General features: G+C 69.7%; 25 protein-coding genes. 9 read left to right on the top strand and 16 right to left on the bottom strand.

The window, feature by feature from the left end; all coding sequences use genetic code 11:
* Positions 1-147: 147 nt before the first annotated feature.
* Both ACIQM0_RS22460 and ACIQM0_RS22465 read right to left on the bottom strand, forming a co-directional pair.
* The gene (locus ACIQM0_RS22460) at positions 148-555 is read right to left on the bottom strand and encodes a peptidase inhibitor family I36 protein (protein ID WP_385034682.1); all 408 of its coding nucleotides are present in this window, start codon (positions 553-555) and stop codon (positions 148-150) included.
* A gap of 115 nt (positions 556-670) precedes the next feature.
* The gene (locus tag ACIQM0_RS22465; protein WP_401289313.1) at positions 671-838 is read right to left on the bottom strand and encodes a hypothetical protein; all 168 of its coding nucleotides are present in this window, start codon (positions 836-838) and stop codon (positions 671-673) included.
* 413 nt (positions 839-1,251) lie between these two features.
* On the opposite strand from ACIQM0_RS22465, the gene ACIQM0_RS22470 reads away from it, so the two are divergent.
* The gene (locus ACIQM0_RS22470; protein WP_401289467.1) at positions 1,252-2,220 is read left to right on the top strand and encodes a helix-turn-helix domain-containing protein; all 969 of its coding nucleotides are present in this window, start codon (positions 1,252-1,254) and stop codon (positions 2,218-2,220) included.
* Between the two features lie 54 nt (positions 2,221-2,274).
* Here ACIQM0_RS22470 and ACIQM0_RS22475 read toward each other — a convergent pair whose 3' ends face one another.
* Both ACIQM0_RS22475 and rocD read right to left on the bottom strand, forming a co-directional pair.
* Positions 2,275-3,132: a hypothetical protein gene (locus ACIQM0_RS22475; protein WP_401289469.1), complete on the bottom strand. Its 858-nt coding sequence runs from the start codon at positions 3,130-3,132 to the stop codon at positions 2,275-2,277.
* Positions 3,133-3,209: 77 nt separating this feature from the next.
* Positions 3,210-4,415, bottom strand: coding sequence for an ornithine--oxo-acid transaminase (gene rocD, locus ACIQM0_RS22480; protein ID WP_401289315.1), 1,206 nt, complete (start codon positions 4,413-4,415; stop codon positions 3,210-3,212).
* A gap of 180 nt (positions 4,416-4,595) precedes the next feature.
* Between rocD and trpS the strand changes: the two genes are divergently transcribed.
* Positions 4,596-5,615 carry a tryptophan--tRNA ligase gene (gene trpS, locus ACIQM0_RS22485; RefSeq protein WP_401289318.1) on the top strand — a complete coding sequence of 340 codons (1,020 nt, stop codon included), beginning with the start codon at positions 4,596-4,598 and terminating at the stop codon, positions 5,613-5,615.
* A gap of 106 nt (positions 5,616-5,721) precedes the next feature.
* Positions 5,722-6,312: a 2'-5' RNA ligase family protein gene (locus tag ACIQM0_RS22490; protein ID WP_401289321.1), complete on the top strand. Its 591-nt coding sequence runs from the start codon at positions 5,722-5,724 to the stop codon at positions 6,310-6,312.
* 22 nt (positions 6,313-6,334) lie between these two features.
* Here ACIQM0_RS22490 and ACIQM0_RS22495 read toward each other — a convergent pair whose 3' ends face one another.
* Together ACIQM0_RS22495 and ACIQM0_RS22500 are read right to left on the bottom strand one after the other, a co-directional pair.
* Positions 6,335-7,114, bottom strand: coding sequence for a decaprenylphospho-beta-D-erythro-pentofuranosid-2-ulose 2-reductase (locus ACIQM0_RS22495; RefSeq protein ID WP_401289323.1), 780 nt, complete (start codon positions 7,112-7,114; stop codon positions 6,335-6,337).
* An 83-nt stretch (positions 7,115-7,197) separates the two neighbouring features.
* Entirely contained in the window at positions 7,198-8,580 is a 1,383-nt protein-coding gene (locus ACIQM0_RS22500) for an FAD-binding protein (protein WP_401289326.1), read from the bottom strand.
* A 140-nt stretch (positions 8,581-8,720) separates the two neighbouring features.
* Here ACIQM0_RS22500 and ACIQM0_RS22505 point away from each other — a divergent pair, with 140 nt between their 5' ends.
* Positions 8,721-9,737 (top strand): YihY/virulence factor BrkB family protein, encoded by a 1,017-nt coding sequence (locus tag ACIQM0_RS22505; protein ID WP_401289329.1) that lies wholly within the window; start codon positions 8,721-8,723, stop codon positions 9,735-9,737.
* Here the strand turns inward: ACIQM0_RS22505 and ACIQM0_RS22510 are convergent.
* The gene (locus ACIQM0_RS22510) at positions 9,685-10,947 is read right to left on the bottom strand and encodes a D-alanyl-D-alanine carboxypeptidase family protein (protein WP_401289332.1); all 1,263 of its coding nucleotides are present in this window, start codon (positions 10,945-10,947) and stop codon (positions 9,685-9,687) included. The two genes, ACIQM0_RS22505 and ACIQM0_RS22510, sit on opposite strands and share 53 nt — an antisense overlap.
* A gap of 121 nt (positions 10,948-11,068) precedes the next feature.
* On the opposite strand from ACIQM0_RS22510, the gene ACIQM0_RS22515 reads away from it, so the two are divergent.
* The 3 genes from ACIQM0_RS22515 (at position 11,069) to ACIQM0_RS22525 (ending at position 14,453) form a co-directional block, all read left to right on the top strand.
* Complete coding sequence (locus ACIQM0_RS22515; RefSeq protein WP_385034668.1) at positions 11,069-11,314, top strand: SCO4848 family membrane protein; 246 nt, start codon at positions 11,069-11,071, stop codon at positions 11,312-11,314.
* 65 nt (positions 11,315-11,379) lie between these two features.
* Positions 11,380-12,672 (top strand): metallophosphoesterase, encoded by a 1,293-nt coding sequence (locus ACIQM0_RS22520; RefSeq protein WP_401289335.1) that lies wholly within the window; start codon positions 11,380-11,382, stop codon positions 12,670-12,672.
* Between the two features lie 227 nt (positions 12,673-12,899).
* Positions 12,900-14,453: an ABC transporter substrate-binding protein gene (locus tag ACIQM0_RS22525; protein WP_401289337.1), complete on the top strand. Its 1,554-nt coding sequence runs from the start codon at positions 12,900-12,902 to the stop codon at positions 14,451-14,453.
* 87 nt (positions 14,454-14,540) lie between these two features.
* On the opposite strand, the gene ACIQM0_RS22530 is transcribed toward ACIQM0_RS22525, so the two are convergent.
* From ACIQM0_RS22530 to ACIQM0_RS22540, 3 genes are read right to left on the bottom strand one after another with little or no spacing between them, the layout of a single operon-like run.
* Complete coding sequence (locus tag ACIQM0_RS22530) at positions 14,541-15,278, bottom strand: TetR/AcrR family transcriptional regulator (protein ID WP_401289339.1); 738 nt, start codon at positions 15,276-15,278, stop codon at positions 14,541-14,543.
* Between the two features lie 20 nt (positions 15,279-15,298).
* Entirely contained in the window at positions 15,299-15,739 is a 441-nt protein-coding gene (locus tag ACIQM0_RS22535) for a thiol-disulfide oxidoreductase DCC family protein (RefSeq protein ID WP_401289342.1), read from the bottom strand.
* A 9-nt stretch (positions 15,740-15,748) separates the two neighbouring features.
* Entirely contained in the window at positions 15,749-16,180 is a 432-nt protein-coding gene (locus ACIQM0_RS22540) for a hypothetical protein (protein ID WP_401289344.1), read from the bottom strand.
* A 99-nt stretch (positions 16,181-16,279) separates the two neighbouring features.
* Between ACIQM0_RS22540 and ACIQM0_RS22545 the strand changes: the two genes are divergently transcribed.
* Positions 16,280-16,789: a MarR family winged helix-turn-helix transcriptional regulator gene (locus ACIQM0_RS22545; RefSeq protein ID WP_401289346.1), complete on the top strand. Its 510-nt coding sequence runs from the start codon at positions 16,280-16,282 to the stop codon at positions 16,787-16,789.
* A gap of 66 nt (positions 16,790-16,855) precedes the next feature.
* On the opposite strand, the gene ACIQM0_RS22550 is transcribed toward ACIQM0_RS22545, so the two are convergent.
* From ACIQM0_RS22550 to ACIQM0_RS22575, 6 genes are all read right to left on the bottom strand, one after another.
* Positions 16,856-17,398: a hypothetical protein gene (locus ACIQM0_RS22550; protein WP_401289348.1), complete on the bottom strand. Its 543-nt coding sequence runs from the start codon at positions 17,396-17,398 to the stop codon at positions 16,856-16,858.
* A gap of 179 nt (positions 17,399-17,577) precedes the next feature.
* The gene (locus ACIQM0_RS22555) at positions 17,578-18,354 is read right to left on the bottom strand and encodes a succinate dehydrogenase iron-sulfur subunit (protein ID WP_362954064.1); all 777 of its coding nucleotides are present in this window, start codon (positions 18,352-18,354) and stop codon (positions 17,578-17,580) included.
* The gene (gene sdhA / locus ACIQM0_RS22560; protein WP_401289351.1) at positions 18,354-20,114 is read right to left on the bottom strand and encodes a succinate dehydrogenase flavoprotein subunit; all 1,761 of its coding nucleotides are present in this window, start codon (positions 20,112-20,114) and stop codon (positions 18,354-18,356) included. Before sdhA ends, ACIQM0_RS22555 begins: the two co-directional genes overlap by 1 nt.
* 30 nt (positions 20,115-20,144) lie before the next feature.
* Entirely contained in the window at positions 20,145-20,618 is a 474-nt protein-coding gene (locus ACIQM0_RS22565) for a succinate dehydrogenase hydrophobic membrane anchor subunit (protein WP_401289353.1), read from the bottom strand.
* A gap of 5 nt (positions 20,619-20,623) precedes the next feature.
* Complete coding sequence (gene sdhC / locus ACIQM0_RS22570) at positions 20,624-21,004, bottom strand: succinate dehydrogenase, cytochrome b556 subunit (protein WP_401289356.1); 381 nt, start codon at positions 21,002-21,004, stop codon at positions 20,624-20,626.
* 222 nt (positions 21,005-21,226) lie between these two features.
* Complete coding sequence (locus ACIQM0_RS22575) at positions 21,227-21,736, bottom strand: 2-oxo-4-hydroxy-4-carboxy-5-ureidoimidazoline decarboxylase (RefSeq protein ID WP_401289357.1); 510 nt, start codon at positions 21,734-21,736, stop codon at positions 21,227-21,229.
* 326 nt (positions 21,737-22,062) lie between these two features.
* Between ACIQM0_RS22575 and ACIQM0_RS22580 the strand changes: the two genes are divergently transcribed.
* The gene (locus ACIQM0_RS22580) at positions 22,063-23,670 is read left to right on the top strand and encodes a glycoside hydrolase family 20 protein (RefSeq protein ID WP_401289360.1); all 1,608 of its coding nucleotides are present in this window, start codon (positions 22,063-22,065) and stop codon (positions 23,668-23,670) included.
* Positions 23,671-23,689 lie beyond the last annotated feature (19 nt).

A 23,689-nucleotide genomic window follows, 5' to 3' on the forward strand; every position in this document is an offset into this window, starting at 1 on the left:
CCGGGGTCGGACGGCGTGCGCCGGCAAATAGGTCCCGGAGTATGGCGATCTGCGCCCCGCGCCGGTCGACCGACCGGGGAATCATTTACTCGAATTCATCGCGCTTGATTGCCCGACGCATTTCTCAGGGAATCGACACGCGATATCTCAGCTGCAGCCGCTCACGTTGGTGAAGCAGTGCGAGGAGGCCACGTCATTGAGCCCGGCCTCCGCCATGTTGTAGACGTATCCGTTCCCGCTCAGGTACACCTGCGGGCCGCTGTATCCGGCGTTCGCGAAGATGCGGGCACCGGTGTCGGGGTCCCGGTTCCACGCCGACGAGACGCTGTTGTTGAGCTGTATGGAAGTGCCGTGATACGTGTAGTAACTGGTGTAGTTACTGAGGGAGTGGATCGTGTCGTAGATCCCGCCGGTGTAGCCGGCGTCCCGGTAGAGGCAGATTTCTCCGCCGTTGTCGGCGCCGCAGCTGCCGTCGTAACTGGCGGCTGCGGCGGAAGCCGAACCCGCTATGCCGAACCCGGCCGCGAGGGCAACGGCGGTCAACAGTGAAGCCACTTTACGCATACTGCTCCTCAGAGAGATTCGATATGCAAGGCAAGGAACGATCGCTGCGCAATTACTCTAGGCAGTTCGATTCATGGTGGATGTGCCGTGCGTGCACCGTTCTTGGTCAGGTGTGCACGGGCTCTGGTGGGTCGGCGGAGACGGGGGCCCGGTCCTGAGCCGCGGGGTACTCCTCGGTGCGGAGTGCCACGGCCTGCCGGAAGATGCCCGCGACGCGCCGCGAGCCGTTGCGGCAGTGGGCATCTTCCGGCGCCACCTCTCTTCGTGCACGCACAGGGCCCTTCCGCGGCCCGGGTGCCCGGGCCGCCGGGAGGTCGGGCACCGAGGCGGTCACAGCGTGGTCGGCGCCGACCTCGGTGTCCCAGAACGTGGCGGGTGGCGATATTGCGCGACATGACGTGGCCCTGTCATTCTGACAATCGCACCGATCTTTCTGAGAGGCGGCGTGGTGGGGGAGCGACACCATCGTGAAGTTGTCGGGCCTGGTGGATCGCACCGGCCCTGCCCGGCCTGTGTCGCAAGGCCGGAGCGTCACGACCGGCCGGGTCGGCACCTTCCCGGCCGGCCCCCTCATTCCATCCGGTCGGGCCACACACCCGGCGCGGGGCGCGAGGCCCTGCCCGTATCGCCCGGAAGGAATACGACTGGCCCGCGTGGCCGAAGGCGGCGAAGGGGAGCCCCATGAGCGTGAGCGCGGCCCTGGACACCACGTCCGTGGCACCACGGGATCGGGAGGAAACGGTCCGGCAGGCCGTCTGGGAATCCGTCGTGCGGATCGACATCGACCACCATCTTCCACCCAAGGACATGTCGGTCCATATCGAGCTGAATACCATCGGGCACATCAGCGTGTGCACGGCGCGGGCGAGCGCACTGACGATACGACGGACACAACGGCTGGCACGGGAGGATTCGGAGCCGGCCGTCTTCCTCGGCCTCCAGATGACAGGCACCAGCATGGTGGTGCAGAACGACCGCCAGGCAGTCCTGAGACCAGGAGACTTCGCGCTCTACGACACGACCGTTCCCTACACACTTCTTTTCGACGCGGGTGTCGACCAGCACTTTCTGCGCTTCCCCCGCACGGCGCTCGCGCTGCCCAGCCGGTCGCTGAACGAGATCACGGCTGTGACCCTCGGATCCGACAACCCCATCGCCGTCCTCGCCTCCACGTACTTCTCCCGCCTGTCCACCAGCGAAAGGATGCGTCAGGGCCGGTACGCCGACGCGGTCGTGGAGCCCAGCATCGAACTGCTCCGTGCGGTCGTGGCGTCCCAGCTCGGCGACTCGGACCTGGCCCGCGCACCGTTGGAGGCGACGCTGAGTCTGCGGATCATGCAGTACGTCCGAGCCCACCTGGCTGATCGCGACCTGTCAGCCGCACGGATCGCCGCTGCACACGGCATCTCGATCCGCCGTCTCTACGCAGTACTTGCCCAGTCCGGTGTCAGCCTGGGGGACTGGATCCGCTCACACCGCCTGGAGGAATGCCGCCGGGAGCTGACCGGCCCGGAGGGCCGGTTCCGGACCATCGCGGCGATAGGACGGCGCTGGGGCTTCATGGACGCGACCCACTTCAGCAAGGTGTTCAAGCGGGCTTACGGCGTCTCGCCCAAGGCGTGGCGGGACCAGAGCCGACTCACGGCAGCGCTTTGAGCCAGCAGGTACGTCGGCAACTCTCGCGGAGACCAGGCCTGCTCAGCCGCCCCCCTACCCCGGGCTCACCACAGCGCCGTCCACGTCCTTTGCCGGGGCCTCGCCGAAGCGGGCCAGGGCCAGGGCGCCCGCCACGGCCACCGCGAAGCCGGTGATCGCCAGCCAGCCGAGGCCCTCGCGGGTACGGTCCCCGAGCCAGATGACGCCCACCAGCGCGGGGCCGATCGTCTCGCCCAGGACCATCCCGGCGGTCGCCGTCGTCACCGAGCCGCGTTGCAGCGCGGAGGTGAGCAGCAGGAACGCCGAACCGCCGCCGACCAGCAGCGCGTACACGGCGGGGTTGGTCAGCAGTGCGGACGGTGCGACGTCGTCGATGAGCCGGACGGCGACCTCCACCACGCCGAAACCGCAGCCCGCGCCGAGCCCCAGGACCAGCGCGCGGGCCCGCTCGGGCAGCCGGCCCGCCGTCGTGCCGATCAGCAGGATGGCGACGGCGATACCGAGCATCGACCAGCGCAGCGCGTCCGAGCCGGTCAGGTGCCCCTCGCCGCCGGAAGCGAGCCCCAGCATGCCCAGGCCCGCGCAGACCACGGCGACGGCCGTCCACTCGGTGGAGCTCAGCCGCACCTGGAGCAGGCGGGCGGCGACGACGGCGGTGACGGCGAGACTCGCGGCCAGGGCCGCGCCGACCGCGTAGATGGGCAGGGAGCGCAGGGCGATGATCTGGAGGACGAAGCCGAGGCCGTCGAGCGCGAGCCCGGCGACGTAGCGCCACTGCCGTACGGCTCGCAGCAGCAGCGCCGGATCGACCCCCGCGCCGCCTGCCCCGGGCTCGGCGGCGGCCCGCGCGGCGACGGCCTGAAGGACGGAGGCCGTGCCGAAGCAGACCGCTGAACCGAGCGCGCAGATCATCCCCAGGAGCACACGGGGACTCTACTGGGCGGGCGCCGGCGCCCCGGCCGGGCGCCGGGTACCGAACCGGACGCGGGTCAGCCGCGCAGGACCTCGCGGAGCTGCTCCAGGCCCCAGTCCAGGTCCTCCTTGCTGATCACCAGGGGCGGGGCGATACGGATCGTGGAGCCGTGGGTGTCCTTCACCAGGACCCGGCGCTCCATCAGCCTCTCGGAGATCTCCCGGCCCGTGCCGTGGCCGGGGGCGATGTCGACACCGGCCCACAGCCCGCGCCCCCGCACCGCGTCCACCGCGCCCCCGCCCACCAGCAGCCCCAGCTCCTGGTGGAGGTGGTCGCCCAGCTCCGTCGCCCGCTCCTGGAACTCACCGGTGCGCAGCATCGCGATGACCTCCAGCGCGACCGCGCACGCCAGCGGATTCCCGCCGAACGTCGAACCGTGCTCCCCGGGCCGGTAGACCCCCAGCACCGCGGCCGAGGACACCACGGCCGACACCGGCACGACGCCGCCGCCCAGCGCCTTGCCGAGCACGTACATGTCCGGCACGACGCCCTCGTGCTCGCACGCGAACGTCTTCCCGGTCCGGCCGAGACCCGACTGGATCTCGTCCGCGATGAACAGCACGTTCCGCTCGCGGGTCAGCTCACGGACCCCCGGGAGGTAGCCGGGCGGCGGCACCAGCACCCCCGCCTCGCCCTGGATCGGCTCCAGCAGCACCGCGACGGTGTTCTCCGTCATCGCGTCCCGCAGCGCGGTCAGGTCCCCGTACGGCACGATCTCGAAGCCCGGCGTGTACGGGCCGAAGTCCGCGCGGGCCTCGTGGTCCGTGGAGAAGCTGATGATCGTCGTCGTCCGGCCGTGGAAGTTGTCCGAAGCGACGATGATCTTCGCCATGCCGTCCGGGACGCCCTTGACCCGGTAGCCCCACTTGCGGGCGGTCTTCACCGCGGTCTCCACGGCCTCCGCGCCGGTGTTCATCGGCAGCACCATCTCCATGCCGCACAACTCCGCGAGCTTCGTACAGAAGTCGGCGAACCGGTCGTGGTGGAAGGCCCGGGAGGTGAGGGTCACCCGTTCCAGCTGCGCCTTGGCCGCGTCGATCAGGCGGCGGTTGCCGTGACCGAAGTTCAGCGCCGAGTAACCGGCGAGCATGTCGAGATAGCGCCGTCCCTCCACGTCGGTCATCCAGGCACCCTCCGCCGTCGCGACGACGACGGGCAGCGGATGGTAGTTGTGCGCGCTGTGCGCCTCGGCGGAGGCGATGGCGTTTTCCGTGGTCGACACGGGATCTCCGTTCGTCGTGCGGGTCGGGTTGGTGTGCCCACTTGTATCGTCGGTCGGATCACCCGCGAGGAAACCTTCACCGCACGGCGCGCCCGCGATTCCCGCCGCCGGGGCCCCCTCCACGTCCTCACACCTTTCCTGCACCGGCTGCCCGAGATCCGTTCCGTACCTGAGACAATGATGTCTATGGCCTCTGAACGTCCCCGTGTGCTCTCCGGAATCCAGCCCACCGCAGGCTCGTTCCACCTCGGCAACTACCTCGGCGCGGTCCGCCAGTGGGTGGCCCTGCAGGAGTCCCACGACGCCTTTTACATGGTCGTCGACCTGCACGCGATCACCGTCCCGCAGGACCCCTCGGCACTGCGCTCCAACACCCGGCTCGCCGTCGCCCAGCTGCTCGCCGCCGGGGTCGACCCGGACCGCTGCACGCTCTTCGTCCAGAGCCATGTTCCCGAGCACGCCCAGCTCGGCTGGGTCATGAACTGCCTGGCCGGCTTCGGTGAGGCGTCCCGGATGACGCAGTTCAAGGACAAGTCGGGCAAGCAGGGCACCGACCGCACCACGGTGGGGCTCTTCACCTATCCGATGCTGATGGTCGCGGACATCCTGCTCTACCAGGCCGACCAGGTCCCGGTGGGCGAGGACCAGCGCCAGCACCTGGAGCTGACCCGCAACCTCGCCGAGCGGTTCAACGGCACCTACGGCGACACCTTCACCGTGCCGGACCCGTACATCCTCAAGGAGACGGGGAAGATCTACGACCTTCAGGACCCGTCCGCGAAGATGAGCAAGTCGACGGCGAACCCCAAGGGGCTGATCAACCTCCTCGACGAGCCGAAGGCCACCGCCAAGAAGGTGAAGAGCGCGGTCACCGACACCGACACGGTGATCCGCTTCGACCCGGCGGAGAAGCCCGGTATCAGCAACCTTCTGAGTATCTATTCCACCCTTACCGACACTTCTGTCCCGGATCTGGAGCAGAAGTACGAGGGCAAGGGCTACGGTGCGTTGAAGACCGACCTCGCCGAGGTCATGGTCGAGTTCGTCACACCGTTCCGGACCCGCACCCAGGAATATCTCGACGACACCGAGACGCTGGACTCCATCCTGGCCAAGGGAGCGGAGAAGGCCCGCGCCGTCGCCGCCGAGACCCTGGCGCGGACCTACGACCGTCTGGGCCTTCTGCCCGCCAAGCACTGAGTCCAAGGACCCTGGCGGTACCCCCTCCACAGGCGGCAGACTGGCGGCGTGAAGTTTGCGGCCGACAGTGGCTGAAAACAGACCATCGAGGATTGAGGAGAACGACGTGGGGACCGTAACGCTCGGCGTTTCGATCGCGGTCCCGGAGCCCTACGGCAGCCTGCTCCAGCAGCGGCGCGCGAGCTTCGGGGACCCTGCCGCACATGGCATTCCCACCCACGTCACCCTCCTTCCGCCGACCCAGGCGGAGGCGGCCACCCTGCCCGCGATCGAGGCGCACCTCGCCGCGATCGCGTCCGGTGGCCGCCCCTTCCCGATGCGGCTGTCCGGCACGGGCACCTTCCGTCCGCTCTCGCCGGTCGTCTTCGTCCAGGTCGTCGAGGGCGCCTCGGCGTGCTCCTGGCTGCAGAAGCGCGTCCGGGACGCGTCCGGTCCGCTGGTGCGCGAGCTCCAGTTCCCGTACCACCCGCACGTGACCGTGGCGCACGGCATCTCCGAAGAGGCGATGGACCGGGCGTACGCGGAGCTCGGCGACTACGAGGCCGCCTGGACCTGCGGTTCCTTCGCGCTGTACGAGCAGGGCCCGGACAGCGTCTGGCGCAAGATCAACGAGTTCCCGTTCGAGGCGGGCGGCGGCGCCCCCGCCCTGCCCGTGCAGAGCGGCAGCTCCGTGGACGCGCCCTCCCTCCACCCCTGACCCGTTCCCGGGCCGGTCGGCGTCAGACCGGCAGGCGCCGGAACAGCGGCCGCGGTACGTGCCGCAGCGCCGACATCACGGCCCGTAGCGCCCCGGGCACCCACACCGTCTCCGAGCGCCGGCGCAGACCCGTCACGATCGCCGCCGCGACCGCGTCCGGCGTGGTCACCAGGGGCGTCCGGGTGAACGGGATCGTCGCGAGCGGCCCCTCGACCGCCATACCGGCCGGCTGTACGTGACCGGGGCGCACGACCATCACGTGCACGCCCGTACCGTGCAGCGCGTCCCCGAGCCCCTGGGCGAACGCGTCCAGGCCCGCCTTGCTCGACCCGTAGATGAAGTCCGCACGCCGGGCGCGCTCCCCTGCCACCGATGACAGCACCACCAGCGAGCCGTGCCCCTGCGCCTGGAGTGCGCCCGCGCACACCAGTCCGGCGGAGACGGCCCCCGTGTAGTTCGTCTGCGCGACCCGGACCGCTGAGAGCGGCTCCTCCTCGTCGCGCTCCTGATCGCCGGGGATGCCGAAGGCGAGCAGCACCATGTCGATGTCGCCCTCGGTGAAGATCTTGCCGAGGGTGGTCTCGTGGGACTCGGTGTCCAGGGCGTCGAAGTCGACGGTACGGACATAGGCCCCGCGCCCGCGCAGCTCGGCCGCGGCGGACTCCAGGGCGGGGGAGGGGCGCCCGGCGAGCCAGACCGTGCGGGTACGGCAGGCGATCAGGCGGCGTGCGGTGGCGAGCCCGATCTCCGAGGTACCGCCGAGGACGAGCAGGGACTGCGGGGCACCGAAGGCATCCTTCACGGAAACGCTCCTTAAGGAAGGCGGAGGGCGGGGGGAGCAGGAAAGAGCGGCAGCCGCAGCCGTCGCGACAGCCGGGGCGTCGGTCAGAGCGACAGCCGGCGCGCGAGGTCCGAGCCGAACGCGCCGTCCGGGTCCGACTGGGCCCGCAGCGACCGGAATGCACCCAGCCGCGGATACATCGCGGCCAGCACGTCCGGGCGCAGCCGGGAGTCGTCCGTCAGGGAGACCCGGCCGCCCGCGGCCGCCACCTCCTCGTCCAGGCCGTCGAGGAAGCGGCCCAGCCCCGGCAGGGCGGCCGGCAGGTCGAGCGAGAGGGCCCAGCCGGGCACCGGGAACGACAGCCAGCCGGGACCGCTCTCGCCGAACCGTCTGAGCGCGGCGAGGAACGACGGGCACCGGCGCCGGGAGACCTGCCGGACGATCCGGTGCAGCGTCTCCTCCTGTCCGTGGCCGACGGCGAACTCGTAGTGCACGAAGCCGCCGCGCCCATGGATCCGGTTCCAGTGCGGCACGGCGTCCAGTGGGTGGAAGAAGGCGGAGATCCGCTGGAGCCCACCGGCGCGGGACCGCGGCGCCCGGCGGTACCGGAGTTCGGCCAGGACGGCCGCAGAGGTACGGCCGAGCAGCCCGCCGGGAGCGAGGCCGAGGAGGTCCGGTACGAGCGAGTGGGCGGACGGGAGTCGGGAGGCGGGGAGTTGGGCGGGGCGGAAGGAGAGCGGCGTGCGCCGGGCGTGCGCCGGGAGCGCGTCCAGGGGTGCGTGCTCCCCCCGGGTCAGGACGCCCCGGCCCGTCGCCCGGCCGCGGGCCGTCAGGTCGACCCAGGCGGACGTGTGGCGGTGGTGGCCGCCCGTGGCGAGACGGTCCATCAGGTTGTCCAGGTCGGCGGCCCGTTCGGTGCCGACCGACATCAGGGACGTCTCGACGGGGTGGAGCCGGAGCGTGGCCGAGAGGATCACCCCGGTCAGGCCCATGCCGCCCGCGGTCGCGTCGAAGAGCGGGGTGCCGGGGCGGACCGTGCGGATCCCGCCGTCGGCGGTGAGCAGTTCGAACTCCGTGACGTGGCGGGAGAAGGAGCCCGCGGCGAGGTGGTTGTCGCCGTGGACGTCGGCGCCGATCGCGCCGCCCACCGTGACGTACCGGCTGCCGGGTGTCACCGGGGGGAACCAGCCCAGCGGAAGCAGCACCTCCATCAGCCGGTGCAGGGTCACACCCGCCTCGCACACCACCACACCCGTCCCGGCGTCGAAGGCGCGAATCCGGTTCAGCGCCGTCATGTCGAGGACGGAACCCCCCGCGTTCTGCGCCGCGTCGCCGTGTGCCCGGCCCAGGCCGCGGGCGATCGAGCCACGGGGCCCGCAGCCGCGTACCGTCGCCGCCGCCTCCTCGTCACTACGGGGGCGGAAGCGCAGCGCGGTCGTCGGGGCGGTACGGCCCCAGCCGGTCAGGGACACGGTGTCGACAGACATAGGGGTGACCGTATCGCCCGAGAAAACACCTTTGAGGGATTTGTTACAACACTCACCGAAATGGGTGATTGAGAGGGCATCATCTCCCACGCTCCGCAACGGGCATCGGTTTTCGGTGCCGGGGAGGGTAGTCGTACGTCATGGACTGGCTGAAAAAACTCCCCGTCATCGGGCCGCTCGTCTCCCGGCTGATGGAGACGCACGCCTGGCGCAGTTACGAAACGCTGGTACGGGTCCACTGGGCGAGGCTTGCCGCAGCGATCACGTTCATCAGCTTCCTGGCGCTCTTCCCGCTGATCGCGGTCGGCGCGGCGATCGGAGCGGCGCTGCTCTCCACCAAGCAGCTCGACAAGATCGAGGACAAGGTCGCCGAGCAGGTGCCCGGCATCTCCGACCAGTTGGGCATCGACAACCTGGTGGCCCACGCGGGCACGGTCGGGCTGGTGGCGGGTGCGCTGCTCCTCTTCACCGGTATCGGCTGGGTCGGCTCGATGCGGGACTGCCTGCGCGCGGTGTGGGAGATGGACGACTTGGACGAGGGCAACCCGGTCATCCGTAAACTCAAGGACGGCGGGGTGCTGCTCGGCCTGGGCGGTGCGGCCCTGGTGACGCTGGCGATCTCCTCGGTCGGCTCCGTCGCCGTCGGCCGGGTCGCCGATCTGCTCAACATTCCGGAGAACGGCGCGGGCGGTGTGCTGCTGCGGATCGCCGCCCTGCTGGTGGCCGTGTGCGCCGACTTCCTGCTGCTGCTCTACCTGCTGACGCTGCTGCCCGGTGTGGAGCCGCGGCGGCACCGGCTGGTGGTCGCCGCCCTGGTCGGCGCGGTCGGCTTCGAGCTGCTGAAACTGCTGCTCGGCAGCTACATCCAGGGCGTCGCGTCGAAGAGCATGTACGGCGCGTTCGGCGTGCCGATCGCCCTGCTGCTGTGGATCAACTTCACCGCGAAGCTGCTGCTGTTCTGCGCCGCCTGGACGGCGACGCCCAGCAAGGACGCCGAGGAGCCCCTGCCCGTCGGGGGCGACCAGGACGACGAGGCGGAGGGGGGCGGGAGCGGGAGTACCCGGAGCGACCTCACCCGGGGCGGGAGTGCCCCGGGCGGCCGGGTCAGGGACGAGGGCGGCGGCGCACCAGGTCCGGCAGCGGCCAGCGCCGGTTGACCAGGAACGCGGCCCCGGCCAGCAGCACCAGCACCCCGCCGGCGATGCCCAGCGCGATCCCGACCCCGCCGGAGCCGCCCGCGGCAGCGGCCTTCGTGGTCTTCACCGGGCTGTGCTTGCCCTTGGCCGCGGCGGATCCGTCGGCCTCGGCACCCTTGCCCGTGCCGTTGCCGGTCTCCGCGGACTTCGGCGGGACCAGCTCGCCGACCGGTGTGACCTTGCCGCCGGCGCTGAAGCCCCAGTCGAGCAGGCTCGCCGCCTCGTTGTAGACGGCGTGCGTCTCGTTGGACGACGGGTTCATGACGGTGACGAGCAGCACCTTGCCGTTGCGCTCGGCGACACCGGTGAAGGTGTTGCCCGCGTGCGTGGTGTAGCCGTTCTTGACGCCCGCGATGCCCTTGTACGGAGTGACGCCGTCGGCCCCGGTGAGCAGCCGGTTGGTGTTCTGGATGCCGAAGCTCTCGCGCTTCTTCCCCTTCTTCTGCTCGCCGGGGAACTCCGCCTCCGCGGTCGAGGAGTACTCGCGGAAGTCCGCGTTCTGCAGCCCGCTGCGGGCGAACAGCGTCAGGTCGTACGCGCTCGACACCTGCTCGGGGGAGTCGTAGCCGTCGGGCGACACGACCGTGGTGTCGAGGGCCTGCAGCTCCTCGGCGTGCGTCTGCATGTCCTGGACGGTCTTGGGGACGCCCCCGTACATCGCGGCCAGCACGTGCACCGCGTCGTTGCCCGAACGCAGGAAGACCCCGAGCCACAGGTCGTGCACCGTGTAGCTGAGGTCCTCCTTGACGCCCACCAGGCTGCTGCCCTCGCCCATGTCGGCGAGGTCCTCGTCCTTCACCGTGTACTTCCGGGTCTTCGGCTGGAGGGCCGGCGCCGGCAGCACGGTGTCCGCGAAGAGCATCTTCAGCGTGGAGGCCGGGGGCAGCCGCCAGTGCGGGTTGTGCGAGGCCAGCACCTCACCGCTCTCGGCGTCCGCGACCATCCAGGACCTGCCGGTCAGGTCCTTGGGCAGGACCGGGGCGCCGGGACCGAGATTGACCTGGGTGCCGGACAGGCCCAGCTGTTCGCCACCGATCCTCGACATACCGGCGGGCGGCTTCGGCTCGTTGTCGGAGGCGTCCTTGGCGACCGCCGAGGCAGGACTCACGACAAAAGCGGACAGCAGAGCGGCAGAGGTGACCGCCAGCGCGGTCTTTTTGAGAGCTGGCACGGTGAAAAACGTACATGCAGTTGATGTGAAAATGGACACCGGCGGTATGACCCGCCGTGCGTCCCGCCAGGACAGCCCACCCCGGGCGAGCCGGTCCGAGCGAGGCGGAGATACTGAGTCCATGAAGCTCAGCCGCCCCGTCTCCTGGTTCCTGCTCGCATTCGGGGTGTGGAGCTGGTTCATCTGGATCACTTTCGTCAAGAACCTGTGGAAGGACGGCAGCGGTCTCGCCTTCGACGACGCGGGTGACCCTACTGCGTACTTCTGGGTGCATCTGCTGCTCGCCATCACGTCCTTTCTTCTGGGGACGGCGGTTGGCGTGATCGGGTTCCGTGGCGTCAGGGCCTCGCGCGAGCGGACCGCGTAGCCACTCGGCACCTCGTACGGACCGGATACGGACAAACAGGGCGGGGCTCAGTACACGTGGCAGTCATGGGATTCGCTCTGGCGGTGATCGCGGTCCTCGCGCTGCTCGTCGCCGTGCACCGCTATGTGTGGCGCCGCTTCGTCGGTGACACGACAGCCGTGGGCAGCCCAATGCGCCGGGCGGGCACGGTGGCGGCGTACGTCCTGCCGCTGCTGAGCGTCGGCGCGCTGGTCTCCGGCCGTACGGGCGCGCCCTTCTGGCTCCAGCAGGTGCTGGCCTGGCCGGGCTATCTGTGGCTGGCGGCCCTGCTGTACCTGACGCTGGCCCTGCTGGTCGGCGAGGCGGTACGGCCCCTGCTCCGCCGGGTGCTCGCGCGCCGGGCGACGGAGACGGGGGAGACGGGGGAGACCGCGACCACCGCACCCGCCACATCCACCGCATCCGTGGCCTCCACCGCATCCAGCGCATCCGCCGCTTCCGCCACGGAGACCAGAACGGCCGCCCCGCCGGCTCCCGCTCCCGCCGCCGGCTCCGCCTCGCGCCGGCTCTTCGTCGCGCGGGCCGTCGGGGGCGCCGCGGCCGTCGCCGGACTGGGCACGGTCGGGTACGGCACCTACGGGGTGCTGCGCGGCCCGCGGGTCAAGCGCGTCACCATCCCGCTGGCCCGGCTGCCCCGCTCCGCGCACGGTTTCCGGATCGCCGTCGTCAGCGATATCCACCTCGGCCCGATCCTGGGCCGGGCGCACACCCAGCGGATCGTCGACACGGTCAACCGGACCCAGCCCGATCTGATCGCGGTCGTCGGGGACCTGGTCGACGGATCGGTCGCCGATCTCGGTCCGGCCGCCGAACCGCTCGCGGGACTCCGCTCCCGGCACGGCGCGTTCTTTGTCACCGGCAACCACGAGTACTACTCCGGCGCGGCCCAATGGGTGGATCACGTAAGGGAATTGGGGCTGCACCCGCTGGAGAATGCCCGGGTGGAGATCGACGGCTTCGATCTGGCCGGGGTCAATGACATCGGGGGCGAGAGCGAGGGGCAGGGCCCGGACTTCGGCCGCGCCCTGGGCGACCGGGACCGGTCACGGGCCGCCGTCCTCATGGCCCATCAGCCCGTCGTCATCGACGAGGCCGTCGCGCACGGCGTGGACCTGCAGCTCTCCGGGCACACCCACGGCGGACAGCTCTGGCCGGGCAACTACATCGCGGAGCTGTCCAACCCCACGGTCGCCGGGCTCGAACGCTACGGCGACACCCAGTTGTACGTCACCCGCGGCGCGGGGGCGTGGGGTCCGCCGGTGCGGGTCGGTGCCCCCTCGGACATCACCGTCGTCGAACTCGCCTCCACGCGTGCGTAGCCCTTCCGGCGCGCTCCCGGGCCCGTCCGCAGTGAATTCGGTGACCGGTTACCAACCCTCTGTATTCGACCTATCCGCCCAAGGTTTCAAGTAACGAACAAAAGGCTATGTGTCCCTGATTTCCTCTTCCAGATGTGAAAATCGTGTGATTGGCTGAGCCCGAACGTGCGGCGATCTGCGTATCTGAGCGCGACGCCGAGGTGGGGCTGTTAAGGGAGAGCACGGCAATGCGGTCGATCCGACTACGGATTCTCGCGATTCTCGCGGTTTTGGTCATCGCAGGCGTCGGCGCCTGGCAGTTGCTTCCCTCGGACGGAGCGAAGGACGACCCTGTCACCGTCGGCACGACCGACGAGGTGACCTCGCTCGACCCGGCCGGAGCCTACGACGCCGGCTCCTGGGCGATATACAGCAACATCTACCAGTCGCTGATGACGTTCAAGTCCGGGGCGATCGTCCCCGAGCCGGACGCGGCCGAGAGCTGCGGCTTCATCGGCGGGAAGCTCCAGACGTACCAGTGCAAGCTCCGTGACGACCTGTCGTTCTCCAACGGCCGGAAGATCACCGCCAAGGACGTCAAGTACTCCTTCGATCGCATGATCAACATCAAGACGGACGTCGGTCCGTCGGTGCTGTACCCGAGCCTCAAGAACGTGGTGGCCGAGGGCCGGACGATCACGTTCAACCTGTCCTCGCGCGATGCGACCTTCCCGCAGAAGCTCGCCACCGGGGCCGGTTCGATCGTCGACAGCGAGGCCTACTCGGAGCACAAGCTGCGCGACGACGACAAGGTCAGCGGCTCCGGGCCGTACGTGCTGAAGTCGTACAAGCCGGGCGTCAGCGCCGAACTGGTGCCGAACACCAGGTACAAGGGTGCGCTGAAGAAGACCGGCGGGCCGGTCACCGTGCGCTACTACAAGCAGTCGGACGAACTGCTGGCGGCCTGGAAGTCGGGGAAGGTCGACGTCACGCACCGGCAGCTCCCGCCGTCCACGCTCGCCGAGCTGAACCCCGGCGACGCGGACCAGCGGATCACCGAGGCGGACAGCGCCGAGATCCGCAACCTCGTCTTCAACGTCCGTGACGGGGCACCGCTCGCCGACAAGCGGGTCCGGCAGGCCATCGCGTCGATCATCGACCGCGCGCCGCTGGTGACCGACGTCTACAAGGGCACCGTCGAACCGCTGTACTCGCTGATCCCGCAGGGCTACATCGGGCACAGCACCCCGTTCTTCGACGAGTACCCCGCGCCCGATCCCCAGCGCGCCAAGAAGCTCATGGAGGAAGCGGGCGTTCAGCTGCCGCTCCACATCACCTTCGCCTACCGCGACGACGACGCGTACACGAAGGAGACCGGGGAGATCCGGCGTCAGCTGGAGGCGGACGGGCTGTTCAAGGTCACGGTGAAGGCCGTGGAGTGGCAGGCGTTCCAGAAGGGTTACGCGGCCGGCCAGTACGACGCGTACACCGTCGGCTGGCTCCCGGACTACCCGGACCCCGACACCTTCAGCCAGCCGCTCGTCGGCCGCGACACCAGCCTCCACAACGGCTACAGCAGCAAGAAGATGGACTCGCTGATCAGCAGCACGCTGCAGTTCAGCGACCGCAGCCGCACCTCGGCCGACTTCAAGGAGCTCCAGAAGCTGGTGGGCGATGACGTGCCGCTGGTGCCGCTGTGGCAGAAGAAGGACTACGTCGTCGCCAAGCCCGACGTGGCCGGTTCGCAGTACCTCTCGGACGGCACCGGCATCTGGCGGCTGTGGGAACTCGGCTGGATCTGACCGGCCGCCACGGACCAGTGGCGCGGTACACCAAGGAGCGGCCGTCCCGGCGTCATCGGGGCGGCCGCTCCTCGGTTCAGTGCGCCGTTACTCGGTGGGGCGCGGGCCGGGCCGGTCCGCCGCGCGTCCCGCCGCTCCGGGCAGGAACTCCTCCAGCACCTCGTGGACCTGGCGCACGAGCGGCCGCAGCACCCGGAACCGGGACAGGGCGATGGCCCGCGCGACGATCGGGGCGGTGCGCTCGACGAGGCGGCGGCTGCGTTCGGCGTCGTCCGTCCGGTCGTACACCCAGTACAGGACCAGGCCCATCTGGTTCAGCCACATCAGCTGCGGCAGCAGCTCGGCCAGCTCGGGGTCGACCTTGGTGCCCGCGCCCGCCAGGCAGCGCTTGTGGATGGAGATCGCCGCGTCGCGGGCCGAGACGGAGTCCTTGGAGAAGGGGCTGAGCGGGCTCTCCGGATCGGCGGCGTTCTTGAAGAACTGGGCGGCGAAGCGGTGGTACGGCTCCGCCACGTCCAGCCAGCAGAGCAGGACCCCGCGGATGCGTACCGCGAGGTCCTTGTCACCGGCCAGAACCGGCTGGACCGCCGCCTCGTGCTCGGCGGCGATCCGGTCGTAGAAGCCCTGGACGAGGTGTTCCTTGGACGAGAAGTAGTAGTACGCGTTCCCTACGGAGACCCCGGCCTCCTGGGCGATGGCCCGCATCGTCGTCTTGTCGTAACCGCGTTCCTGGAAGAGCCGGAGCGCGGTTTCGAGGATGACTGTGCGGGTCTGCTCGCTCTTGGGAGCCTTGACTTCCTTCACGTCCTTCTCTTCCTTCACCACGGTCCCGAGGGTATCCGGGATCACCGCGTGCCGGGCTCCGGCCCCCGCACCGCGCACGCCCCGTCCCCGTCCGCCCGGCAGGGCGCTGCCGTCAGCGAGCGGTACTTCGCGGCGGCGAGGACGGTCGCCCTGGCGAACGGGCGGCCGGCCGGCGTCGTCAGCCAGTGGGCCCGGGGCCGGTGCTCGGCCAGCGCCCAGAGGCAGACGATCCACGCGGACGTGCCCCGGTAGACCTGGCCCCCGTCACCGATCACCGTGATCTCCTCCAGGGTGCCGGAGTGGTCGAGACCGGGGAAGCGGCGGTGCGCCTCCGCGGAGTCCGCCGGGACGAGGTCGAGCGGGACCAGCTGACGTTGCCTCATCAGCCACTGCCGCAGGTGGACGCAGAGCGAGCACTGTGCGTCGTAGAGCACGGTGAGCCGTTCGACGGAGAGCCGCCGCCCACCGGTCCGGGCCGCCATGGCCGGCCCTCACGCCTTGGTGGCGGGCGGGGCCCACGGACCGACACCCGGACCCGTCCAGCCCTGCGGCGGTACGGGCGGGGTCTGCTCGCGCTCCATCAGGCCCCGGCGGCGCATCTTGTTGAGCACATAGACGTTGCCCAGGTGCATGATCCCGAGGACGAGCAGCACCACACCGATCTTCACCGAGAGTGCGTCGAAGAGCTCGCGGGCGTCGGTGACCTTGTCGGAGTTCTTCAGATAGAGCGTCACGAAGCCCAGGTTGACCAGGTAGAAGCCGACCACCAGCAGGTGGTTGACGGCATCGGCGAGCTTCTCGTTCCCGTGCAGCACATCGGCGATGAACACCCTGCCGTTGCGGCTGAGCGTGCGGGCCACCCAGATGGTGAGCGCCACGCTGATGAGCAGGTAGATGACGTACGCGACAACAGTGAGGTCCATGCCCCACCCTCCCTTGAACGCGTTCAAATGCTGTTGTCATGGACTGTAGACCTGACTTTGAACATGTTCAAGTCATGGCTCCGGCGTAGGCTGAGGGCCATGGAGCAACGGGACTGGACCGACGGACACGTGGAGCGGTGGAAGCCGGTGCTTCCGGAACTCGACCCGGACGTCGAGGGTGCGGTGACCCGGATGAAGAAGCTCTCCGTCCATCTGCGCCGGGTGCGTGAACAGTCCCTGGTCGACTTCGACCTGGACCGTCAGGAGTTCGACACCCTGCACAAGCTCGCCGGCCGGGGCGGCGAGGCGGCCCCGTCCGATCTGGCCGCCGACCTCGACCTCGCGCCCGCCTCCGTCACCGGCCGGCTGGACGCGCTGGAGCGGCGCGGATTCGTCCGCCGTACGCCCTCCGTCACGGACCGGCGGCGCGTGGACGTGGAGTTGACCGACCAGGGCCGCTCGACGTGGCTCGGCGCGATGGACGTCCTCGGCAACGAGGAGGAGCGGCTGCTCGGTGTCCTGGGCAAGGACGAGCGCGGGCTGCTCAACTCCATGCTGCGGCGCATCATGGTGGTCGCGGAGGACCGGGGCGGCGCGGCCTGGGACTGACCGCGCCGGCGGGGAGGACCCCAGGACGCCCCCGGCGCCGTCCCGCCGCGGGCCCCGGGCCGGCCGTCAGAAGCTCAGTGAGCGGGCGGTGTTGATCTGGGCCATCACCATCGCGAAGGTGCCCGGGTGCACGGCCGGGATCATCGTCCAGTGGTGGCGGCCGCCACTGGACACCGACACCTGGACGTATCCGGTGGTCTTCCTCTCCTTCATCAGGAGGAAGAGCAGACCGACCAGGCAGAGCAGGGCGAAGAGGATCGCGAGCACGATCCCGACCGTGGGGATCTTCTCCTCGGTGTGCGACACGTCCGTGGCCGTCCACGCCGCGCCCTTGAGGGGCATCGTTCCGGACGGAGTGACGATGGAGTCGCCCACGATCGTGATGTCGCCGATCGACAGCATCGGCGCGCCGGCGCCCGTCGGGAACATGCCCTGCGGCCCCGGGTACCCGTAGCCAGGCACCCCCGGCTGACCTGCCGGGTAGCCGTAGCCGGGCTGGGGCGGCGCCTCCTGGAACGGCTGTGGGTAGCCGTCGACGGGCGGACCGGCCGGCTGCTGGGGAGGCCCCCACTTGTATGAGTCGTCCGCGTACGGATTCGGATCGCTCAACGTTCCCCGCTCTCGATCGTGCCGTGCGCCCGGTGGCCTGCTGCGACGCGGGCGGCGAACCGTGTCCGGTTCCGCACGACCGTACCGTTACGCGCCGCGCCGTGCAGCCAGGAGGCCCCGCCGCCCGCAGTGTTCGTGCGGAGGACGGGGCCCTGGATGCCGATGGTGCGCGGGGAGGGTCAGAAGCGACGCGTGATCAGCGCGCGCTTGACCTCCTGGATCGCCTTGGTGACCTCGATGCCACGCGGGCAGGCGTCCGTGCAGTTGAAGGTGGTGCGGCAACGCCACACCCCGTCACGGTCGTTGAGGATCTCCAGCCGCTGCTCGCCGCCCTCGTCGCGCGAGTCGAAGATGAAGCGGTGCGCGTTGACGATCGCCGCCGGGCCGAAGTACTGCCCGTCGTTCCAGAACACCGGGCACGAGGACGTGCACGCGGCGCACAGGATGCACTTGGTGGTGTCGTCGAAGCGCTCGCGGTCCTCGGCGGACTGCAGGCGCTCGCGGGTCGGCTCGTTCCCCTTGGTGATGAGGAAGGGCATGACGTCGCGGTAGGCCTGGAAGAACGGGTCCATGTCGACCACGAGGTCCTTGAGGACCGTGAGGCCCTTGATGGCCTCGACCGTGATCGGCTTCTCCGGGCTCAGGTCCTTGATCAGCGTCTTGCAGGCGAGCCTGTTCTTGCCGTTGATCCGCATCGCGTCGGAGCCGCAGATGCCGTGCGCGCAGGAGCGGCGGAAGGTCAGCGTTCCGTCGGTCTCCCACTTGATCTTGTGAAGGGCGTCGAGGACACGCTCCTTCGGGTCGATCTCGATCTGGAAGTCCTGCCACTGGGACTCCTCGGAGACCTCCGGGTTGAACCGGCGGATCCGGAACGTGGCGGTGATGTACGGGGAGTCGGCGAAGCCGGCCTCGGGCTCCGGGACCTGGTCGGCCTTTTCCATCGTGGGGGTAGCCATCAGTACTTACGCTCCATCGGCTGGTAGCGGGTCTGGACGACCGGCTTGTAGTCCAGCCGGATCGACTCGGTGCCGTCGTCGGCGACCTCGCGGTACGCCATGGTGTGGCGCATGAAGTTGACGTCGTCGCGGTTCGGGTAGTCCTCGCGGTAGTGACCGCCGCGGGACTCCTTGCGGGCCAGCGCGGAGGTCGCCATGACCTCGGCGAGGTCGAGCAGGTTGCCCAGCTCGACCGCTTCGAGCAGGTCCGTGTTGAACCGCTTGCCCTTGTCCTGGATGGACACGTCGAGGTACCGCTTGCGCAGCTCCGCGATCTTGTCGACCGCCGTCTTGATCGTCTGCTCGGTGCGGAACACCATCACGTTGGCGTCCATGCACTCCTGCAGCTCCAGACGGATCGCGGAGACCCGCTCGGTGCCGGTGGAGTTGCGCAGCCGCTCCACCTGGTCGATGACCAGCTGTGCCGGGTTCTCGGGAAGCTCGACGTAGTCGTTCTTCGCGGAGTACTCGGCGGCGGCGATGCCCGACCGCTTGCCGAAGACGTTGATGTCGAGCAGCGAGTTGGTGCCGAGGCGGTTGGCGCCGTGCACGGAGACGCAGGCGACCTCGCCCGCGGCGTACAGGCCCGGGACGACGGTGGTGTTGTCGGCCAGCACCTCGCCCTGGACGTTGGTCGGGATGCCGCCCATGGCGTAGTGCGCGGTCGGCTGGATCGGGATCGGGTCCGTGTAGGGCTCGATACCGAGGTACGTCCGCGCGAACTCCGTGATGTCCGGGAGCTTGGCGTCCAGCTGCTCCGGCGGCAGGTGCGTCAGGTCCAGGTAGACGTGGTCGCCCTCGGGACCGCAGCCGCGGCCCTCGCGGATCTCCGTGTAGATGGAGCGGGAGACGACGTCACGGGACGCGAGGTCCTTCATGACGGGCGCGTACTTCTCCATGAAGCGCTCGCCGTCCTTGTTGCGGAGGATGCCGCCCTCACCGCGGGCGCCCTCCGTCAGCAGGATGCCCATGCGCCAGATGCCCGTCGGGTGGAACTGGAAGAACTCCATGTCCTCCAGCGGCAGACCGCGGCGGTACGCGGCGGCCTGGCCGTCACCGGTCAGGGTGTGCGCGTTCGACGTCACCTTGAAGAACTTGCCGGTGCCGCCGGAGGCGAAGATGATCGCCTTCGCCTGGAAGACGTGGATCTCGCCGGTCGCCAGCTCGTACGCGACGACGCCCGCGGACTTCTTGACCCCGGTCTCGGGGTCCTCCTGGAGCAGCAGGTCCAGGACGTAGAACTCGTTGAAGAATTCCACGCCCTCCTTGACGCAGTTCTGGTACAGCGTCTGGAGGATCATGTGGCCGGTGCGGTCCGAGGCGTAGCAGGACCGGCGGACGGGGGCCTCGCCGTGGTTACGGCTGTGGCCGCCGAAGCGTCGCTGGTCGATCTTGCCCTCGGGCGTGCGGTTGAACGGCAGGCCCATCTTCTCCAGGTCGAGAACGGAGTCGATGGCCTCCTTCGCCAGGATCTCGGCGGCGTCCTGGTCGACCAGGTAGTCGCCGCCCTTGATCGTGTCGAAGGTGTGCCACTCCCAGTTGTCCTCCTCCACGTTGGCGAGCGCGGCGGCCATGCCGCCCTGCGCTGCGCCCGTGTGGGAGCGGGTGGGGTAGAGCTTGGTCAGCACGGCGGTGCGGCTGCGCTTGGTCGACTCGATGGCCGCGCGCATGCCGGCGCCGCCGGCGCCGACGATGACGGTGTCGTACTTGTGGATCTGCATGGTTTACCTCTGGTCCTTCGGGCCCGGCGCCTAGCGGATGTTCGGGTCGAAGGTGAAGATCACCAGCGTGCCCAGCAGGACGGTGAACACCGTGGCGGTGTACAGCAGCATCTTCAGCCAGAAGCGGGTGTTGTCCCGTTCGGCGTAGTCGTTGATGACCGTACGGAGACCGTTGGCGCCGTGCAGCATGGCGAGCCACAGCATCGCCAGGTCCCACATCTGCCAGAACGGCGAGGCCCAGCGGCCGGCCACGAAGGCGAAGCCGATCTTGGACACGCCGCCGTCCAGCACCAGCTGGATCAGCAGGTGGCCGATGACCAGGACGACCAGCACGACGCCCGACAGGCGCATGAAGAGCCAGGCGTACATCTCGAAGTTGGTGCGCGAACCCTTGGGGGTCTTGCCGGTCCGCGTACGCGGGGGCTCGATCACGGGGGCCGGATTGTCGGCATCGTAGAGGCTGACGCCTTCGACCGCGCCGATCGCGGAAGTCTCGGTGGACATGGGCCTCAGCTCCCGAAGATGGAACGGACGGCGTGGCCGAGGACGGGGTACAGGGCCCCGACCATGAGCACGATCCAGATGCCCAGCACGGTCCAGAGCATCTGCTTCTGGAGACGCGGGCCCTTGGCCCAGAAGTCCACAGCGATGATGCGGAGACCGTTCAGCGCGTGAAAGAGAACCGCGGCCACGAGGCCGTATTCAAGGAGCGCGACAGGCCATGTCTTGTACGTGGCCACGACTTCGTCGTAGGCCTCGGGAGAGACACGGACGAGAGAGGTGTCCAGGACGTGTACGAACAGGAAGAAGAAAATGAGGACACCGGTGACTCGATGAGCCACCCAGGACCACATGCCTTCCCGGCCGCGGTACAGCGTTCCAGCCGGCACGGAAGAACCCTCCGGGAGCGGGGATTGGGGGTCGGCCGGCTTGACTGTCGGTCTGACCCGGCCAGGTACGGTCCACCGGCCCCGGCCATCGTAGCGACGGTTTGTCGGTTCGTTCGCGCCGGGGCCTCTGGTGTGATCAAAGTGGCAATCAATCAGGCACGGACGGGCTAGGCGGGGGCCTGTCGCCGGGGCCGCGGGCCTTCCGGACCCGGCGGTAACCCGTTACTGACTCGAGACCAGCCCGGTGATGCGGCCCCGGGCGAGTCGCCGCAGCTCGTCGGCCGTCACCACCCGCTCCTGGTCGGGGTCGTGGCCCAGCCTGGCCCGGATGCCGGCCAGCACCTCATCGGGGTGCTCGGCGGGCCGGACACCGTCGAGGCAGATGACGAAGACATGCCCGAACTTCGACTCGTACGCGGCGTGCGCCGCGGCCAGCGCGAGGTGTGCGGAGGGCGCCGCGTCGGGCGGCAGCGCCGGGGAGACCTCGGCGGCGAGCGCCTCCGCGCGGTCGGTGAGGGAGAGGTCGTAGCCCGCCTCGTCGGCGGCGGCGAGCAGCGCGTCCAGATCCGGGTAGGGGCGGTGGGCGGTCAGCCGCTGGGCCCAGCGGCGGCTGCCGAAGCAGTCCAGCAGCGCGGCCTCGACGTCGGCGGCGGCCGCGGCGTTGAGACGGTGCAGGCCGAAGCCGTGCGGAGCGGTCCGATCGGGTACGGTTCCGCGGTTCTGCAGGGGCACGGCGGTCTGCCGGACGGACCGGTGCGGTTGCTCGGGGAGGCCGGCGTGGGACTCGCTGGACCTGGACAGCGTTGGCTCCTCGAATCAGCGGCATCTGTGAACCTGGAGTGGGGGGAAACCGGAGAGACCAGGTGGATGCAGAGTGAAGGGAGAGACGAATGTGCCTCAAAGCTAGCGACGCCGGGCAGCGGCCGTCCGACGGATGCGCGAATTTCACCCGGACGGGAGGGTTTCGGGATGACTGATGGACGAAATAGCGAGGAGAATGCCCGGCTATCTCCTTACTTCTGCTCTCTTTCCCGCTGAAAACCGGAGGTTTCTGACCGATGTCGCTCTCACGCGGCGCCCTCGCGGCCGGAGCGGCCGTCACCGCGGCTGCCGCGGTGACGCTCACCGTCGTCCTGTGGCCCGACAGCTCCGACTCCGCACGCCGGTCCGGGGCCCAGACCTCGCCCGGCGCGTCGTCCGCCGCCCCCACGCCGTCCCCGACCCGGAGCTACCCGCTCTCGACGACGCCCCGCACCATCCCCGCCGTACGCGAGCACACCGCCGCCCACGGTCCCGGCTGGCGGCCGGGCAAGGACAGCGCGGTGGTGATCGCCAAGGGCAGCAAGGGGCTCGCCGACGAGGGGCGGCTGCTCGCGGGCGAGCTGAAGATCGGCTACCGGGGTGAGGTGCCCGCCCGCGCCGGCGACGTCGAGCTGGCCCTGACCCCGTCGGCCAAGGGCGGGCCCGAGTCGTACACGCTCAAGGCCCGCGACGGCCGCGTCACGATCAGCGGACCCGGCGAGGCGGGAGTCTTCTACGGGACCCGCACCCTCAAGCAGTCGGTACGGGCCGACGGCGTCATGCCCGAGGGCGAGGTGCGCGACCGCCCCGACCGCCCGCAGCGCGGGTTCAACCTCGACATCGCACGCAAGTTCTACAGCGTCGATTGGATCGAGGACCGGCTGCGCGACATGGCCGACCTCAAGCTCAACCAGTTCGGCCTGCACTTCTCCGACGACCAGGCCTTCCGCATCCAGTCCGACACCCACCCCGAGGTGGTGTCGCCCGAGCACCTGACCAAGGCGCAGGTGCGGCAGATCATCGCCCTGGCCGACCGGCTGCACATCCAGATCGTGCCGGAGATCGACTCCCCGGGCCACCTCGGCGCGGTCCTGCGCGCCCACACCGACCTTCAGCTGCGCAATGTGTCGGGCGTGGCCTCGGCCGGATCGATCGACATCTCCAAGCCCGGCTCGGCGAAACTCATCGACGAGCTCCTCGGCGAGTTCACGGAGCTCTTCCCCGGCACGTACTGGCAGCTGGGCGCCGACGAGTACCTCGCGCTGATGGCCCGGGACCCCGCCGCCTCCTATCCCCAGCTCCAGCGCGCCGCCGTACAGAAGTACGGGCCGCAGGCCGGGATCGGCGACCTCGCCACCGGCTGGCTCAACGACCGCGTGGCGGTGGTCCGCCCGCACGGCAAACAGCCCAAGGCGTGGAACGACGGCCTCTTCCGCGACGGCGTCGTCAAGGCGGACAAGGACATCCAGGTCGAGTACTGGACGGGCAAGGAGTACGGGGCCCGGCAGCCGGAGGAGTACCTGAACGAGGGCCGCGAGCTGACGAACCTCAACGACGAGTTCCTCTACTACGTGCTCGGCCAGCCCAACGACTTCGTCTACCCCACCGGCAAGCGCATCTACGAGCAGTGGACCCCCCTCGTCCTGCGCGGCACCACCCCCGTACCGGCGCGCTACTCCGACCAGATCCTCGGCGGCCGGTTCGCCGTCTGGGGCGACCTGCCGCAGGCCCAGACCACGGCGCAGGTGGCGCAGGGCATCCGGATGCCGCTGCGGGCGACGTCCCAGAAGCTGTGGGACCCGGGGAAGCCGAAGCTGAGCTGGGACGGGTTCCGGAAGCTGGCGGGAGAGATCGACAAGGGCTGAGACCGCACCGCGGCCCGCA

The sequence above is a fragment of the Streptomyces sp. NPDC091387 genome (assembly GCF_044756945.1).
Lineage (GTDB): Bacteria > Actinomycetota > Actinomycetes > Streptomycetales > Streptomycetaceae > Streptomyces.

What these genes read in the sequence shown, in the direction of transcription:
- ACIQM0_RS22475 (WP_401289469.1), bottom strand. Translation starts at nt 3,132, where the DNA reads ATGATCTGCGCGCTCGGTTCAGCGGTCTGCTTCGGCACGGCCTCCGTC.
- trpS (WP_401289318.1), top strand. Translation starts at nt 4,596, where the DNA reads ATGTCTATGGCCTCTGAACGTCCCCGTGTGCTCTCCGGAATCCAGCCC.
- ACIQM0_RS22500 (WP_401289326.1), bottom strand. Translation starts at nt 8,580, where the DNA reads ATGTCTGTCGACACCGTGTCCCTGACCGGCTGGGGCCGTACCGCCCCG.
- ACIQM0_RS22505 (WP_401289329.1), top strand. Translation starts at nt 8,721, where the DNA reads ATGGACTGGCTGAAAAAACTCCCCGTCATCGGGCCGCTCGTCTCCCGG.
- ACIQM0_RS22515 (WP_385034668.1), top strand. Translation starts at nt 11,069, where the DNA reads ATGAAGCTCAGCCGCCCCGTCTCCTGGTTCCTGCTCGCATTCGGGGTG.
- ACIQM0_RS22520 (WP_401289335.1), top strand. Translation starts at nt 11,380, where the DNA reads ATGGGATTCGCTCTGGCGGTGATCGCGGTCCTCGCGCTGCTCGTCGCC.
- ACIQM0_RS22525 (WP_401289337.1), top strand. Translation starts at nt 12,900, where the DNA reads ATGCGGTCGATCCGACTACGGATTCTCGCGATTCTCGCGGTTTTGGTC.
- ACIQM0_RS22535 (WP_401289342.1), bottom strand. Translation starts at nt 15,739, where the DNA reads ATGGCGGCCCGGACCGGTGGGCGGCGGCTCTCCGTCGAACGGCTCACC.
- ACIQM0_RS22540 (WP_401289344.1), bottom strand. Translation starts at nt 16,180, where the DNA reads ATGGACCTCACTGTTGTCGCGTACGTCATCTACCTGCTCATCAGCGTG.
- ACIQM0_RS22545 (WP_401289346.1), top strand. Translation starts at nt 16,280, where the DNA reads ATGGAGCAACGGGACTGGACCGACGGACACGTGGAGCGGTGGAAGCCG.
- ACIQM0_RS22555 (WP_362954064.1), bottom strand. Translation starts at nt 18,354, where the DNA reads ATGGCTACCCCCACGATGGAAAAGGCCGACCAGGTCCCGGAGCCCGAG.
- sdhA (WP_401289351.1), bottom strand. Translation starts at nt 20,114, where the DNA reads ATGCAGATCCACAAGTACGACACCGTCATCGTCGGCGCCGGCGGCGCC.
- ACIQM0_RS22565 (WP_401289353.1), bottom strand. Translation starts at nt 20,618, where the DNA reads ATGTCCACCGAGACTTCCGCGATCGGCGCGGTCGAAGGCGTCAGCCTC.
- ACIQM0_RS22580 (WP_401289360.1), top strand. Translation starts at nt 22,063, where the DNA reads ATGTCGCTCTCACGCGGCGCCCTCGCGGCCGGAGCGGCCGTCACCGCG.